Here is a 14,989-nt window from a genome sequence, read left to right as displayed (position 1 = left end):
GTGGCCGCGCCGGGGCGCGCAGAGGCACCCACACCGGCGTCGGCCGTGCTCAGCAGTCTTGCACGCGGGTAGGGGGTTGTCTTGGGAATGGCCGGTTCCGGCACCGGCTGTGAACAGGCGGGAGGAAGCCGCCCCGCCGTGGTACCGGGGCGGCGGGAGCGCCCTGTGGCCCGCTCAGCGCCCCGCCGCCGGGCGGCGGATCAGGGTCGCCACTCCGCGGGGTCGGCCGGGGCCTGCTCGCCGCTGCCGAGGTCCTTGACCTCGTGCTCGCGGCCGTCCTCGAACGGCGGGAACCAGACGTAGGGGATGCCCTTGCGCGAGGCGTACTGGATCTGCTTGCCGATCTTGGCCGCCTGGTGGAACACCTCGGTGTTGATGCCGCGCCCGCGCAGCAGCGCACCGGTTCGCAGCGCCTCGCCGCGGCGCTCGGCCGAGGGCACCGCCACCAGCACGTCGGTGGGGCAGGAGCGCCCGGGCGCGATGCGGCCCTCGGCCACCAGCTTGGCGAAGATGCGCGTCAGCCCGATGGAGATCCCCACGCCCGGCAGCCGGCGCCGGATGAACTGCCCGGCCAGGTCCTCGTAGCGGCCCCCCGCGCAGATGCTGCCGTATGCGGGGTCGTCGTCGAAGGCGGCCTCGTAGACGGTGCCGGTGTAGTAGTCCAGGCCGCGCGCGACGGACAGGTCGGCCACCACGCTGCCCGCGGGCAGGTCGGCCAGCGACTCCAGGACGAAGCCGAGCTCCTCCAGGCCCTCCTCCAGCAGCGCGGACTGCACGCCCAGCCGCTTGACCTCGGTCACCACCGAGGCGTCGGCGCCCTTGACCGAGGCGAGCTCCAGGCACGCCGCCGCCTGCTCCACGCTCAGGCCGGCCCGCTCCAGCAGGATCGCGCGCACGCCGTCGCCGCCGATCTTGTGCAGCTTGTCCACGGCGCGGATCACCGCGATCGGGTCGGCGATGCCCAGGCCCTCGTAGAACCCCTGCAGCACCTTGCGGTTGTTCACGCTGATGGTCCACGCCGGCAGGTCGAGCCCGGTCAGCACCTCGTGGACGATGCGCGGAAGCTCGGCGTCGAAGTGCAGCGGCACCTGGTCGACGTTGATCACGTCGATGTCGCACTGGGTGAACTCGCGGTAGCGGCCCTCCTGCGGGCGCTCGCCGCGCCACACGCGCTGCATCTGGTAGCGCTTGAACGGGAACGTCAGCTCGTTGAAGTGCTGGGCGACGTAGCGCGCGAACGGCACGGTCAGGTCGAAGTGCAGCCCCAGCCGGGCGTCGGAGCCGTCGTCGGCGTCCTCCTGCAGCCGGTGCAGGGTGTAGACCTCCTGAGAGGTCTCGCCCTTGGCCATCAGCACGTCGAGGGCCTCCACCGACGGCGTCTCGACCGAGGCGAAGCCGTAGCGCTCGAACCCGGTGCGGATATGGTCCAGCCAGGCCTGCTCCACGGACCGGATCTCCGGCGACCACTCGGGGAAGCCGCTGATGGGTGTCGGGCGGAGGACGCGCTGGTCGGACATGGGTTCGGGTGGCTCCTTGCGGCCGGTAGTGGGATCAGCTCAATGGTAGGCCCTCCGCGCGGTCGCGGCGGAACCCCGGCGAGGCCGCGTCCCTGGGCAGCACCCGGCCCGGCGGGCTACCCGGCGGCCGGCGCCCCCGACGGTTCGGGCGCCTGCAAGGCCAGCGCCGCCACGGCCGCGGTGAAGCACTCTGCGGGCGGGGTCACCAGGCCCGCCCCGACCTGGCCGGTGCCCGGCACGCGCCCGGCCATACCGGTGTTGATCTGCGGCAGTATCCCCGAGCGCACCACCCGGGTCACGTCGATTCCGGTCGGCGCACCGCGGAAGTCCAGGATGGGCAGCTGGAAGGCGGGGTTCTCCTCCAGCGTGATCTCGTACATGCTGCGCGTGGTGCGCAGCGCGAAGCCGGCGTCGCCGCCGACGAAGCGCACGATCGCCGGCGCCGCGGCCATGGCGAACCCGCCCAGCCCGCAGGTCTCGGTGATGGTGGAGTCGCCGATGTCGGGGTTGGCGTCCTCAGGCCCGTAGGAGCCCAGGAACAGGCCTTCGGGGGTCAGCGCGGGCGCGGTGAACCACCGGTCGCCGCAGCCGGAGACCTGGATGCCGAAATCGGTGCCGTTGCGCGCCATCGCCACCACGGCGGTCGAGCCGGGGACGCCGCGGGCGGCGTCGGCCATGAGCTTGGCGGCGGGCATGGCCAGGTTCAGGAAGAAGTGGTCGTTGCCGCCGATGAAGTCGGCCGCCGCGGCGACGTCGGAGGCCGGCGCGCCGACCGTCAGCAGGTCGGGCAGCAGGGCGCGCAGCAGCATCAGGGTGCCCGAGCGGTTGCGGTTGTGGCCCTCGTCGCCCATCTGCAGCATCTGGGCCAGGACCGCGCCGAGGTCGAGCGGACCGTGTGCGCGCACCGCGTCGCGCAGCAGGGGGCCCAGCACCTCCGACATCCAGCGCAGCCGCTCGACGACCTCGGGGCCATAGGCGCCGTAGCGCAGTACCGCGCCCAGCCCTTCGTTGAGCGAGCACCACGACCGGCGGCCGGTCTCGGCGTCGGCCACCTCGAAGACCCACATCGACGGGCTCACCACGCCGGCCATGGGTCCCACCGCGCCGCGGTGGTGGCAGGGCTCCAGGTCGGCTCCGCCCCGCCGCAGCTCGGCCTCGGCCTGTTCGGGGCTCTCGGCGAGCCCTTCGAAGACCGCCGCGCCCATCAGCGCGCCGCGCAGCGGGCCCGAAGCGCGCTCCCAGCCGACGGGCGGTCCGGCGTGCAGGAACGAGCCGCGGCGCAGGCCCAGCGCCTCGCCCGCCGGACGCACGTCCACCAGGCGGGGGCGCACCGCGAGGAGCCGGCGCACGGCCTCGGCGTTGGCGGCGGCGCGGCGCGGGTCGGCCATGACACGCGCGAGGTCCGCCGCAGTGTCGCCCTCGGCCCCGGCCATCGGCGGGCGGAACCCGGTGTCGGCGACCGGCACGGCCTGGGCGGCCAGCGCCTCCGACAGCAGCCGCGCGCCGGAGGCGACCACGACGGGGTCGTCGGTGAGGAGTCGGGACGTGCTCATCGCATCCTGCCCTTCGCGAGGCGCCACCCGGGTCGGGCGCTGCCGTTGTCGGTTCCCCCGGGCGCCGGCGGCGGTACGGCGCGGCCGGCCATCAGGCGGGCTCCGCGCCGGAGGCGAGCGCGGCCGCGCGGCGCGCGGCGGCGGAGTTGGCCAGGTGCACCTCGGCGCCGGCCCGGCGCAGCCGCTCGGCCTGCCCCGCAGTGCCCTGCACGTCCGCCTCGGCGCCGCAGAGCGACACCACGACGTGCGGGCGCCGCGGCCCGGCCGCCTCCAGCGCCGCGGCCAGGCCCGCCGCCGGGTCCGGGTGGGCGCCGTGGCCCAGCACGACGTCGGCCAGCACAGCGGCGGTGCCCGGGTCGGCGAGCTCCGCGGCGAAGCGCTCGGTGCGCAGGGCCGGGTCGATCATCGGATGAGGGCGGTCGAGGGTGAAGGCGTCCTCGCCGAAGTCGACCACCAGGTGCCCGGGCGCCCGCGCCTCGGCGGGGCCGGCGGCGAAGGCGACCGGGCCGAGGGTGCGGGCGGCGACGGCGGCGGCCTCCTGGGCGAGCGTGCCCCCGCAGAAGAGCCCGCGCAGCGCGCCCTCGCGGCGCGGGGGTGCGCTGTCCGGCAGCCACCGCGGCCAGTGCGGCGGCTCGCCTCCTGCCGCGGCGGCGACCTCGGCGACCGCCGCGGCGATGTCGGAGTCGCCGGTGCCCACGAGCACCGTGTGCACCGGCGTCGCCAACCCGGCGGCCAGCCGGTGCACCTCCTCGGCGGCTCCGGGTGCGGGAGGCTTGGAGACCAGGACGATCCGCTCGGTGGCGGGGTCCTCGTCGAGCATCCGCAGCGCGCGGCGGGTGGAGATCCCGCCGACCTCCGCGGACAGGTCCCGCCCGCCCACGCCCAGGCAGTGGCTGATACCCGTCCCGGCCGCGTCCAGCAGGCACATCACCTGCTGCGCACCGGTGCCCGATGCGGCGACGACGCCCACCGGTCCCGGCCGCACCGCGTTGGCGAAGCCGAGGCCGGCTCCGTTCACCACCGCGGTGCCGCAGTCGGGCCCCATCACCAGCCGGTCCAGCCCCTCGGCGGTGCGCTTGAGCGCCACCTCCTGTTCGACGGGCACGTTGTCGCTGAAGACCATCACGTCCAGCCCGGACTCCAGCGCGTCGAAGGCCTCGGCAGCGGCGTAGCGGCCGGGCACCGACACCAGCGCGATCGTGGCCGGGTTCCCGTCGGCGGCGGCGCGCCGGGCCGCGGTGCGCAGCGTGCGCGGCGGCTCATCGGACGGCTCGCCCGCCCCGGCCCCGCGACCGCCCGCCGACATCGCCGCGAGCTCGGTTTCGGCTGCGGTCAGTGCACCGGCCAGCGCCTCCTCGTCGGCCGCGCGCACCGCGATCAGCAGGTCGTCGGGCCCGGCGCCCTCCGGCGCGTCGGCGCCCATGTCGGCGAGGATGCCCAGGTTGAGGTCGGTGGCCATGGCCACCAGCGCCGACTCCACCCCGGGCGCGGCCGCCACCTCGCGGGTGACGCGCATCAAAGCCACCGAGTCGCGGTAGGCGCCCTTGCGCACCTCGACGCGCACCGCGGTCGCCGGTTCCGTGGTCATGGACTGCTCCCTGTGTCGTGGGTACCGGCGCTGCGCAGCGCCGCGCGGGCACCGGCCGAAAGGCCCAGCGCCAGGTCCGTGCCGGAGGTGTGGCCGATGCCGCGCAGCGCTCGCAGAGCGGGGGCCAGCGGGGCGCGGCCGGAGAGGGCGTCGAGTACGCCGACCGCCTGCGGGCAGGCCCGGCCGGCGGCCGCGTGGCGCAGCAGGTCGGCTGAGAGCGCGGTGGTAGCCGGCGCCGCGCGCCGCACCGCGGCGGCGAGGGCGTCCGCGGCGGCCGGCGCGCCCAGGTGGCGGGCCGCGAGCAGGTAACCGCAGAGCAGGTCGTCGCCGCTGGGGGTGAGTCCGGGGCCGAGGCCGACCAGGCGCCTGCAGGCCTCCTCGGCCGCGTCGGGGCGTGCGAGGTCGGCGTCGAGCGGGTCGGCGGCCGCGGCGGGCAGGCCGCCTGCTGCGCCGCGCAGAGCACGGTCGAGTTCCGCGGCGGCCGCGGCCAGGCGGTCGGGGCGTGCGGTGCGCGGCAGGGGAGGACGCCACCACCGGCCCGCGCGGACGGTACGCGGGCCGGTGGGGCCGTCGAACACCGCGGAGCATCGACCGATGCGGACCGACGTCGCCTCGGCGACGTCGGCGAACGGCCCCACGCTCTGCGTGTCGACGAGGACCAGCCCGTTGGGCAACCGGACGGCGTCTCGTGCCAGGAGAGCGATCACCGTCGCCTCGTGCGGGTCCTCGATTTCAAGGTAGACCGCCAGACGTGACACGCCCAGTATTCGCGACGGCCGAAATGGGCCGCTCACAATGTCATAAAGCGCGGAGGATGCCGCGGCGGGCCACGCGCGCCCCGCGGAGCGGGCGTGTTCGGGCCCGGGCGTCTCGCGCGCACCGTCCGCCCGCGCGCCCTCGCCCGGGCCCGGCGGGCCGGTGCCCGGCGCCGCCACCGCGAACGGCGGCCCGGCTGCCATGGCACCCCTCCCTTCACGCCGCCGCACGGCCCGTATCCAGCGGACCCGCAAGCCGACGCTACGGGCGGGGGCTATCGTCGACCCATGGAAAACGTTGCCAACGATGGGACCCGAGCTGGACAGGATCTGCCTAGCGCCGACCCGGTCCACACGGCGAGCACGTTGGCACGGGGGCTCTCCGTGGCCGACGCGCTCAGCCTGTCGAGCCTGGCCGGAACCGAGGTGCTGGCGGGCGCGAGCGGTCTGGACCGGGTGATCCAGCGGCTCAACGTCATGGAGGTCCCCGACATCCTGCCCTGGGTCAAGCCCAACGAGCTGCTGCTGACCACCGGCTACCCGCTGCGCAGCGCGGGCGACCTGGCGGGGCTCGTGCGCGAGCTGGACGGGCGCGGGCTGGCCGCGGTGGCCATCAAGCTCGGCCGCTACGTCGACACCCTGCCCGACGAGGTGCTTCGCACCGCCGACGCGCTGGGACTGCCGCTGCTGCGGCTGAGCGGTGCGGTGGCCTTCGACGACGTCCTCAACCAACTGCTCACCGACATCCTCAACCGCCAGGCCGCCACGCTGGCTCGCGCCGAGGAGGTGCACCGGGTACTGGTCGACGTCATCCTCGCCGGGGGAGGGCTGGCGGCGATCACGCGGAAGCTGCCGGATCTGCTCGACGGCGGCGTCATGGTCACCACGCCCGACGGCCGCGTGCTGGCCCGGTCGGGGATGGACGAGGCACTGCTCGCCGACCCGGCGTACTTCGACACCCACGGAGGCCGGTTCCGGGTGGAGGACTTCAAGCACGGCGCACGCGCGCTCGACGACGAGGAACCGCGCGTGGTGCAGGTGCCGGTGCTGGCGGGCAGCCTCGACCACGGCCGCGTCGTACTGATCACCCGCGGGCGCAGCGCCGAGCCCGCCGATGTGCACCTGCTGGAGCGCGCGGCGGCCACCGCGGCTCTGGTCATCACCCGCGACCTGGCGGTGGCGGCGGTCGAGGGCAAGTACCGGGGCGACTTCCTGCGTGACCTGCTGGCCGGGCGCGCCGGCGGCGACGAGCACGTGAGCAGCCACTGCGCGAGCCTGGGCTGGGACATCGACCGGCCGCTGGTGGTCGTGGTGGCCGAGCTGGACGGCGAGGCGGGCTCGCCGGTGCCGGCGGCGGGCGAACTGCGGCCGGCTCACGAGCGGTTCGCCGCGGCCTGGAGCATGGTCGTGCGCGAACGCGACCCGGGAGCGGCGGTGGTGGGCTACAGCCAGGAGGTCGTGGTGCTGATGGGCGCCGACGGCGGGGGCGCCGGACCGGGCCGCCACGTCCGCCAGGCGATCGCCCAGGTCGCCGGCGACGGGGGAGGGGGGCGGCGGCCCTTCGCCACCGGGATTAGCCGGGTGGCCGAGCGCCCCGCGGACCTGCCCCACGCCTACGACCAGGCCCGCCAGGCCGCGCGGGTCGGACGGCGGCTGAGCGGACCGGGTGCGGTGGCCGAGTTCGACGACCTGGGGGTCTACCGCCTGCTCAGCCAGATCCCCGACACGGCCGAGCTGCGCTCGTTCACCGAGGAGGTCCTGGGGGAGCTGGCGCGAACAGGATCGCCCGAGCAGGACGACCTGCGCACCACGCTTGAGACCCTGCTGGACAACAACCTCAACGTCGCCGAGACCGCGCGGCTGCTGCACTTTCACTACAACACCCTGCGCTACCGCATCGGCAAGCTCGAACGCATGCTCGGCCCCTTCAGCACCGACCCCCACCTGCGCCTGAACCTCATGGTCGCGCTGCGCGCCGTCCGGATGCGCGACCTCCGCGGCTGACGCGGCCGGGCGCCCCGCCCGCCCGCCGGTGCGGCTCGGCGGGCGGGGCGCCCGGGGCGCGGATCAGGCCTGGGGGAAGGAGACGTCGCTGCAGGCGTAGAACACCTGGTCGTAGTGGCTGGCCTGCCAGATCATGTACACGATGTGGTGGCCGGTGCGGCCGGGTGCGCTGACGTCGATGTCGATCGAGACACCGTTGAGGGACTCCCCGTCGGAGGGCGAGCCCTCGCCCGGCGGAATGGTTCCGGTGTCGGCGAGCAGTTCGAGGTCGTCCCAGGCCGGCCGCTGGGTGGTGGGGTCGAATCCCTGCTCGGTGACGAAGACGCGGATGTAGTCGGCGCCGTGCAGAGCCTGGTCGTGCACCGTGACGGTGAAGTCGTTCTGCACCGGGGTGGTGTGCCATGGGCCGGGCTCGTCCAGCGCGGCGTAGCGGTCGCCGCCGGTGCGCCCGGCGCTGCAGAGCTGGCCGTCGGGGATGGCGCCCCGGTGGTCTCCGCCGACGTTCTCGCGGTAGAGGCCGTTCCAGTTCCACATCGCGGTGCTGTCGGCCTGCCAGGCCTGCCAGCACATGGGGTCCTCGGTGGCCATGTCGGGGTTCTGGAAGTCGTCGCCCCAGCGCTCCCAGCAGCCGTAGTTGCGCGAGGCGGGATCGACGGTCGAGCCGTGGGCGAAGGCGCTGCCGGTGAACAGGGTGGTCAGCGCGAGCGGGACGACGGCGCCGATGACCAGGGTCCGCCGCAGGGCGGTGCGGACCGGGGACGAGGGGCGCGGCGGGCGCGCGGGCGAGGGGGATTGCGCAGACATGAGTCCTCGAAGCGGTTCGACAGTAGGGCGGAGGATGCGGCCTCGACCCGTCGGGCCCGTATCACGCGGACCCGTATCGTAAACCCGGCACGCTCGGCCATCAAGAGGGCGCGCACGGTGTTCGCGCTCGGCCCGCGGAAGCCGGCGCCCCGGCGGTCCGCGCGCTTGGCCCCTGCGCCGCGCCGGTATCGGTTACCGCTGCGCAACCGGGCGGCGACGGCGCCGTCACACTCCTGTGCCGGACTGTGGGAGCACATGCGGCCGGAGTCGGATCCGGGGTGCCGCCGCGCCAACGACCGGGCGGTGCTTTGGCAGAAATCGCCAGTGCCGCCGCCCCGGCCGGGACCTAAGGTTGCCCGGAAGTGAACTGGATCACGTAGCGGTGACCCGCCGAACCGAGCGCGTGCCCCGCATCAGGCGCGCCCCGCGCCCCGGCCGCAACGGACACGTCACACCTGGAGGCCCCCCAGTGAACCTCGGCTTGCGGTGGAAGCTCTACGGCGACGGCAGCGCACCGCCTCCCGGAGAGGTGGTCCGCCCCCAGGAGCGCCTGTCGTGGGGGCGCACCACGGGACTGGGCGCCCAGCACGTCGTCGCCATGTTCGGCGCGACCTTCGTCTTCCCCGTCATCATGGGCCTGGACCCCAACCTCGCCATCATGATGTCGGGTCTGGCCACCATCCTCTTCCTGCTCATCGTCCAGGGCCGGGTACCGAGCTACCTGGGCACCAGCGCCTCGTTCGTGGCCGCCGCGGCCGCGATCTCTCCCGGCGGCGCCAACCCCGCCCTGCTCACCGGCGCGATCATGGTCGCCGGCCTGGTACTGGCCCTGTCGGGCATCGCCATCCACCTGCTCGGCCCCCGAGCCGTGCTCGCCGCGTTCCCGCCCGCGGTCACCGGCGCCGTCGTGATGCTGATCGGCTTCAACCTCGCGCCGGTGGTGGCCGAGAACTACTGGCCCTTCGACCAGTGGGTCGGGCTGCTCACCATGGCGTTCGTCATCCTGGCGACCGTGCTGCTGCGCGGCTTCCTCGGCCGCATCACCATTCTGCTCGGCCTGGTCTTCGGCTTCGTGCTCTCGTGGCTGTTCGACCTGGTGCTGGGCGCCGCAGCGCTGCCCGAGGGCCAGGGCGGGGGCGCCGCGCCGCGCGTCGACCTCTCCGCCGTCGGCGAGGCCGCCTGGATCGGCCTGCCCGACTTCCACGCGCCCGCCTTCCAGGCCTCCGCCGTGCTCGTGGCGCTGCCCGCCGTCATCGCGCTGATCGCCGAGAACGCGGGCCACGTCAAGGCCGTCCAGGAGATGACCGGCGACGACCTCAACCCCTACATGGGCCGTGCGATCTTCGCCGACGGCCTGGCCACCAGCCTGGCGAGCGCGGTCGGCGGCTCGCCCACGACGACCTACGCCGAGAACATCGGCGTCATGGCCGCCACCCGCGTCTACTCCACGGCCGCCTACTACGTGGCCGCGATCGTGGCCGTGCTCTTCGGGCTCTGCCCCAAGTTCGGCGAACTGGTCGCCGCCACCCCCGCCGGCGTGCTCGGCGGCATCACCGTGGTCCTCTACGGCATGATCGGCCTGCTCGGCGCGAAGATCTGGGTGGAGAACCGGGTCGACTTCGGCAACCCGATCGTGCTGGTCCCCCTGGCGGCCGGGCTGATCGCCGGAATCGGCGGGGTCAGCCTGCGCATCACCGAGGGCTTCGCGCTGGAGGGCATCGCCCTGGGCACGATCATCATCCTCGCCGGCTACCACCTGCTCCACCGCTTGGCGCCGCAGAGCATGCGGCCCGCACCCGACGGCGACGCCGGTGTGCGCAAGCCCGACTCCGGTGCCGGTGTCGTCCTGGGCAGCGGCGTCGACGCGGTGTCCGGGGAGGACGCGGAGTCCGGCAGCACTGGAGGCGGTGAGACCGGGAAGGAAGGGCGTGACGGGTCGGGCGCCGGCGCCTGACCCCGCGTGCCGCCGCCCGCCCGAAGCCCGCCGCAGGCTGCGGGCCCGCCGCGAAAGGAGTGCCGTGAAGCCACCGCCGTTCGCCTACCACGCGCCCACCGAGCTGGACGAGGCCGTCGGCCTGCTGGCGGAGGCGGGCGAGCAGGGCAAGGTCCTGGCCGGCGGGCAGAGCCTCATACCGCTGCTGAACATGCGCCTGGCCCAGCCGCGGGTCGTCGTCGACATCAACGGCGTCGCCGGGCTGGGCGGGATCGGCACGGGCGCCGACGGCGTGCGGGTCGGCGCGCTGGTGCGCCATTCGCAACTGGAGGCCGACACCGCCGCGGCCGCGGCGGTGCCGCTGCTCCGGCAGGGGCTGCGGTTGGTCGCCCACCCGGTGATCCGCAACCGGGGCACCACCGTGGGCAGCATCGTCCACGCCGACCCCGCCGGGGAGATGCCCGCCGTGCTGGCCCTCATGGACGGCGCGGTCGAGCTTCGCGGCCCCGCCGGAGCGCGCACGGTGCCCGCCGCCGAGTTCACGACCGGCCCGATGGAGACCGCCCTGGCGCCCGGCGAGATCGCCGTTGCGGCCCGGTTCCCCCGGCCCGCGCCCGGCACCGGCACCGCGTTCGTCGAGATCGCGCGGCGCCACGGCGACTACGCCCTCTGCGGTGCGGCCGCGGCGCTCACCCTGGACCCCGACGGGCGCGTCACCGCCGCCCGATGCTGCCTGGTCTCAGCGGCGCCCGTGCCCCTCCTGGTCGACCTGACGCCTCGGCTGTCGGGTACCCGGGCGCTGCCCGGCGAGCTGGATGAGGCCGCCGCCGCGGCCGCCGAGCGCTCCGACCCCGAGGACGACATCCACGCAAGCGCCGACTACCGCCGCCACCTCGCGCGGATCCTCACCGGGCGCGCCCTGGCCCGGGCGGCCGCCGCCGCGGCTTCCGCCGACACCACAGCCGCCCCCGCCGCCGACACCGGAGCGATCCGATGACCGAGGAACAGCACGACATCCGGCTGCACGTCAACGGGGTCCGCTACAGCGCCCGGGTACCCGCCCGCCGCCTGCTGTCGGACTGCCTGCGCCACGAGCTGGGGCTCACCGGCACCCACGTCGGCTGCGAGCACGGTGTCTGCGGCGCCTGCACCGTCCTCGTCGACGGGCAGCCGGCGCGCTCCTGCCTGATGCTGGCCGTCAGCGCCGCCCGGCACGACATCACCACCGTCGAGGGGCTGGCGGCGCCCGACGGCACCCCGCACCCCGTTCAGCGCGCCTTCTCCGAGTGCCACGCGCTGCAGTGCGGGTTCTGCACCCCGGGCTTCCTCACCCTGGTCGCCGCGTATGTGCGGGACAACCCCGACCCCGGCGAGGACGACGCCCGCGAGGCCGTCACCGGCAACCTGTGCCGCTGCACCGGTTACCAGAACATCGTCGCCGCCGTGCTGCGCACCGCCGAGATCACCCGCGAGCACGGCGCCTCCGGCGCTCCCGAGGCGCGCCGCCCCGCCGGGCGGGCCGGTGCGGCGGACGGCCCGCACTCCGCCGCATCCCCGAAGGAGGGAGGCCGCCCGTGAGCACCCGCATGTTCGGCGCGCCCGTCCAGCGCAGCGAGGACGAGCGCCTGGTCGCCGGCCGCGGCGCGTTCCTGGACGACCTGGGCGCGGGCGCGTGCGCCGCCGCGTTCGTGCGCAGCCCGCACGCCGACGCCCGCATCCTCGACGTGGACGCCGCCGACGCGGTCGACGTCGACGGCCTCATCGCCGTCTACACCTACGAGGACCTCACCGGCCCGATGGCCGAACCGCTGCCGCTGCTGATCCCGCACCCCTCGATCGTCGACGGCCGCACCCCCTACCCGCTGGCCCGCGAGTACGTCCACCACGTCGGCGAAGCCGTCGCCATGGTCGTAGCGCACGACCGCTACGCCGCAGAGGACGCCGCCGCCCGCATCCGCGTCGACTACGAGGTCGGCGGTGCGGTGGTCGGCATCGAGGCCGCCGCGACCGCGGAGCGCACCGTGCACGAGGGCATGGCCGACAACGTCGCCGCCCACCTGGTCCAGGAGGTCGGCGACGCCCGCGCCGCCGTCAGCGCGGCGCCCAACACCCTGGAACTGGACCTGGACATCGAGCGCTCCGCCGCCACCCCCCTGGAGGGCCGCGGCGTCTATGCCCGCTGGGAGCCCCCGACCGGCTCCACAGGCAGCGACGACGGCCGCCTGCGCGTCTACAGCTCCACCCAGACCGCCACCGGCGTACGCGCCGCCGTGGCCGCCAAACTGGAGCTGGCGCTGGGCCAGGTCGAGGTGGTGGTGCCCGACGTCGGCGGCGGGTTCGGCGTCAAGATCGTGCACCCCTGGCCCGAGGAGGTCATGGTCCCCTGGGCCGCCCGTCGGCTGGGCCGCGAGGTCAAGTGGGTCGAGGACCGCCGGGAGCACTTCGTCGCGGCGGCGCACGAGCGCGCGCAGCGCCAGCGGGTGCGGGTCGGATTCGACGACAGCGGTCGGCTGCTCGGGCTGGACGTCGACATCCAGCACGACAACGGCGCCTATCTGCCCTACGGCGTCATCGTGCCCATCGTGACCTCCACCCAGCTGCTCGGCCCCTACAAGCCCGGCGCCTACCGCGTGGAGTTCCGCAGCCTCTACACCAGCACCGCCATCGTGACCCCCTACCGCGGCGCCGGCCGCCCCCAGGGGGTCTTCGCGATGGAGCGCACCATGGACGCGATCGCCGACCACCTGGGCCTGGACCGGCTGGCGGTGCGCGCGGCCAACGTGATCACACCCGCCGAGATGCCCTACGACCAGGGCCTGCTGTTCCAGGACGGCCGCCCGCTGATCTACGACTCCGGCGACTACCCGCGGATGCTGGAGATGATCGGCGAGCTGGTGGACTGGCCCGGATTCGCCGAGTACCGCGAGCGGGCCCGCGAGGCGGGCCGGCGTGTGGGCATCGGCGTGGCCTGCTACGTCGAGGGCACCGGTCCCGGCCCCTACGAGGGCGGCCACGTCCAGGTCGAGACCAGCGGCAAGGTGCGCGTGGCCACCGGCCTGACCAGTCAGGGCCAGGGCCACGGCACGATGCTCGCCCAGGTCGTCGCCGACGAGCTGGACGTGCCCCTGTCCGATGTCGAGGTCACCACCGGCGACACCCGGCGCATGGGCTATTCGGTCGGCACCTTCGCTTCGCGCGGCGCCGTGACCAGCGGCAGCGCGGTGGCGCTGGCGGCCCGCCGACTCAAGGAGAAGGCGCTGCGCATCGCCGCCGACGCGCTGGAGGCCGACACCGGCGACCTGGAGTTCTCCCAAGGGCGGATCCAGGTCAAGGGCAGCCCCGCGCACGGCGTCGAGCTGGGCACCGTCGCGGTGCTGTCCAACCCGCTGCGCTACGCCTTCGACGCCGCCTCCGCCGCGGCAACCCAGTTCAGCGGCGCCGGCGACCCCGACCGGCCGCCGGTGGCCGAAGGCGACGCGCCGGGCCTGGAGGGCACCGACTACCACTCGCCGCTGCGCTGCACCTTCGCCAACGGCGCGCACGCGGCCGTCGTCGAGACCGACCCCGACACCGCCGAGATCCGCATCCTGCGCTACTGCGTCGTCCACGACTGCGGCAACCTGATCAACCCGCGCATCGTCGAGGGGCAGGTCCACGGCGGTGTCGCCCAGGGCGTCGCCGGCGCGCTGTACGAGCGCATGGCCTACGACTCCGACGGCCAGCTGCTCAACGCCTCGCTGATGGACTTTCTGATGCCCTACGCCAGCGAGGTCCCGACCGTGGAGATCGCGCATATGCAGACACCCAGCCCGCTCAACCCGCTGGGCGTCAAAGGGGCCGGCGAGGCCGGGGTCATCCCCGCCTCGGCGGCGCTCGCCGCGGCCGTGGAGGACGCCGAGGGATTCCGCATCGACCGCATGCCGATCTCCCCGCCGGATCTGTTCGAGCTGCGCCGCCGCCACGCCGCCGGAGACCCGCGGGTGCCCCCGGTCCCCGCTCGCCCGCCGTCCGCCGGATCCGTCGACCCCGACCCGTCCGTCCCGTCCGCGAGGGAGCCCCGTTGAAGATCTCCGGCAGCGCCACACTGCAGGCACCCGCGCAGCGGGTCTGGGACCGCATGCTCGACCCCGAGGCGCTCGCCCGGGCGATCCCCGGCTGCGAGAGCCTGGAGCGCGTCGGCCCCGACGAGTACCGGGGCACGGTCAGCGCCGGAGTCGGCTCGATCAAGGGGACCTTCCAGGGCGGCGTGCGGCTGTGCGACCTGCGGCCGGCGGAGTCGCTGACGATGCGCGCCCAGGGCTCGGGCGCACCTGGAACGGTCACCGCCGAGATCGGGGTGCGCCTGGCGGACCTGGGCGACGGGCGCACCGAGCTCTCCTACGACGCCGACGCCGTGGTGGGCGGCATGGTCGGCGGTGTCGGGCAGCGCATGCTCGCCGGCGTGGCCAAGAGGATGGCGGGGGAGTTCCTGGGCCGGCTGGACGACGAGGTCGCGGGCCGCCCGGCGGCCTCCGCATCCGCGCCCGAGGCGGATACCCCGGCGCCCGCACCCGACGCCGCTCCCGTGCCCGGCGCCGCTCCCGCGCCGGCGGCGGCCCCGGCCGCGACGGGCGGCGACGGTGCCGCGGCGTTCATGCGGGGCGCCCTCTTCGGCGCCGCGGCCGCGCTTGCGGGCGTGGCCGTGGGCGCATGGGCGGGGCGCCGGGCCCGGTGACCCCCGCGGCACCGGGCGTGCCGCGGGTATTGCGTGCGTCACCCGTGCTGCGCCGGGGAGCTCCGGCGCCGGGCCGCAGCGCGGGCGGCGCACGTCCGTGATCATGGGCTCCCGGGCGCGG

General features: G+C 75.1%; 11 protein-coding genes. 6 read left to right on the top strand and 5 right to left on the bottom strand.

What is annotated here, in order from left to right; genetic code table 11:
* Positions 1-200 precede the first annotated feature (200 nt).
* The 4 genes from hisS to ABD284_RS09075 form a co-directional block, all read right to left on the bottom strand.
* Positions 201-1,517, bottom strand: coding sequence for a histidine--tRNA ligase (gene hisS, locus ABD284_RS09090; protein ID WP_344142178.1), 1,317 nt, complete (start codon positions 1,515-1,517; stop codon positions 201-203).
* 116 nt (positions 1,518-1,633) lie between these two features.
* Positions 1,634-3,070 carry a YlbE family protein gene (locus tag ABD284_RS09085; protein ID WP_344142177.1) on the bottom strand — a complete coding sequence of 479 codons (1,437 nt, stop codon included), beginning with the start codon at positions 3,068-3,070 and terminating at the stop codon, positions 1,634-1,636.
* A 91-nt stretch (positions 3,071-3,161) separates the two neighbouring features.
* Positions 3,162-4,658 carry an AllF/FdrA family protein gene (locus tag ABD284_RS09080; RefSeq protein ID WP_344142176.1) on the bottom strand — a complete coding sequence of 499 codons (1,497 nt, stop codon included), beginning with the start codon at positions 4,656-4,658 and terminating at the stop codon, positions 3,162-3,164.
* Positions 4,655-5,416 (bottom strand): oxamate carbamoyltransferase subunit AllH family protein, encoded by a 762-nt coding sequence (locus ABD284_RS09075; RefSeq protein ID WP_344142175.1) that lies wholly within the window; start codon positions 5,414-5,416, stop codon positions 4,655-4,657. The genes ABD284_RS09080 and ABD284_RS09075 overlap by 4 nt, the downstream gene beginning before the upstream one ends.
* Before the next feature lie 381 nt (positions 5,417-5,797).
* Between ABD284_RS09075 and ABD284_RS09070 the strand changes: the two genes are divergently transcribed.
* Positions 5,798-7,417: a PucR family transcriptional regulator gene (locus ABD284_RS09070; RefSeq protein WP_344142174.1), complete on the top strand. Its 1,620-nt coding sequence runs from the start codon at positions 5,798-5,800 to the stop codon at positions 7,415-7,417.
* 63 nt (positions 7,418-7,480) lie between these two features.
* Here the strand turns inward: ABD284_RS09070 and ABD284_RS09065 are convergent, their stop codons facing one another.
* Complete coding sequence (locus ABD284_RS09065; protein WP_344142173.1) at positions 7,481-8,221, bottom strand: lytic polysaccharide monooxygenase auxiliary activity family 9 protein; 741 nt, start codon at positions 8,219-8,221, stop codon at positions 7,481-7,483.
* 469 nt (positions 8,222-8,690) lie between these two features.
* On the opposite strand from ABD284_RS09065, the gene ABD284_RS09060 reads away from it, so the two are divergent.
* The 5 genes from ABD284_RS09060 (at position 8,691) to ABD284_RS09040 (ending at position 14,868) form a co-directional block, all read left to right on the top strand.
* A complete protein-coding gene (locus ABD284_RS09060; protein ID WP_344142171.1) occupies positions 8,691-10,175 on the top strand; it encodes a uracil-xanthine permease family protein in 1,485 nt (494 codons plus the stop codon).
* Positions 10,176-10,239: 64 nt separating this feature from the next.
* Positions 10,240-11,151, top strand: a complete 912-nt coding sequence (locus ABD284_RS09055; RefSeq protein ID WP_344142170.1) for an FAD binding domain-containing protein — start codon at positions 10,240-10,242, stop codon at positions 11,149-11,151.
* Positions 11,148-11,732: a (2Fe-2S)-binding protein gene (locus tag ABD284_RS09050; RefSeq protein ID WP_344142168.1), complete on the top strand. Its 585-nt coding sequence runs from the start codon at positions 11,148-11,150 to the stop codon at positions 11,730-11,732. Before ABD284_RS09055 ends, ABD284_RS09050 begins: the two co-directional genes overlap by 4 nt.
* Positions 11,729-14,218 carry an aerobic carbon-monoxide dehydrogenase large subunit gene (cutA, locus tag ABD284_RS09045; RefSeq protein ID WP_344142166.1) on the top strand — a complete coding sequence of 830 codons (2,490 nt, stop codon included), beginning with the start codon at positions 11,729-11,731 and terminating at the stop codon, positions 14,216-14,218. The genes ABD284_RS09050 and cutA overlap by 4 nt, the downstream gene beginning before the upstream one ends.
* Positions 14,215-14,868, top strand: coding sequence for an SRPBCC family protein (locus ABD284_RS09040; RefSeq protein WP_344142165.1), 654 nt, complete (start codon positions 14,215-14,217; stop codon positions 14,866-14,868). The genes cutA and ABD284_RS09040 overlap by 4 nt, the downstream gene beginning before the upstream one ends.
* Positions 14,869-14,989: the final 121 nt, after the last annotated feature.

It is taken from the genome of Streptomonospora arabica, assembly GCF_039531585.1.
Lineage (GTDB): Bacteria > Actinomycetota > Actinomycetes > Streptosporangiales > Streptosporangiaceae > Streptomonospora > Streptomonospora halophila.
This window is presented reverse-complemented; position numbering and strand designations above follow the sequence as displayed.

Bases quoted from the DNA above. Each gene is read 5' to 3' on its own strand.
- hisS (WP_344142178.1), bottom strand. From the start codon at position 1,517: ATGTCCGACCAGCGCGTCCTCCGCCCGACACCCATCAGCGGCTTCCCC.
- ABD284_RS09085 (WP_344142177.1), bottom strand. From the start codon at position 3,070: ATGAGCACGTCCCGACTCCTCACCGACGACCCCGTCGTGGTCGCCTCC.
- ABD284_RS09080 (WP_344142176.1), bottom strand. From the start codon at position 4,658: ATGACCACGGAACCGGCGACCGCGGTGCGCGTCGAGGTGCGCAAGGGC.
- ABD284_RS09065 (WP_344142173.1), bottom strand. From the start codon at position 8,221: ATGTCTGCGCAATCCCCCTCGCCCGCGCGCCCGCCGCGCCCCTCGTCC.
- ABD284_RS09050 (WP_344142168.1), top strand. From the start codon at position 11,148: ATGACCGAGGAACAGCACGACATCCGGCTGCACGTCAACGGGGTCCGC.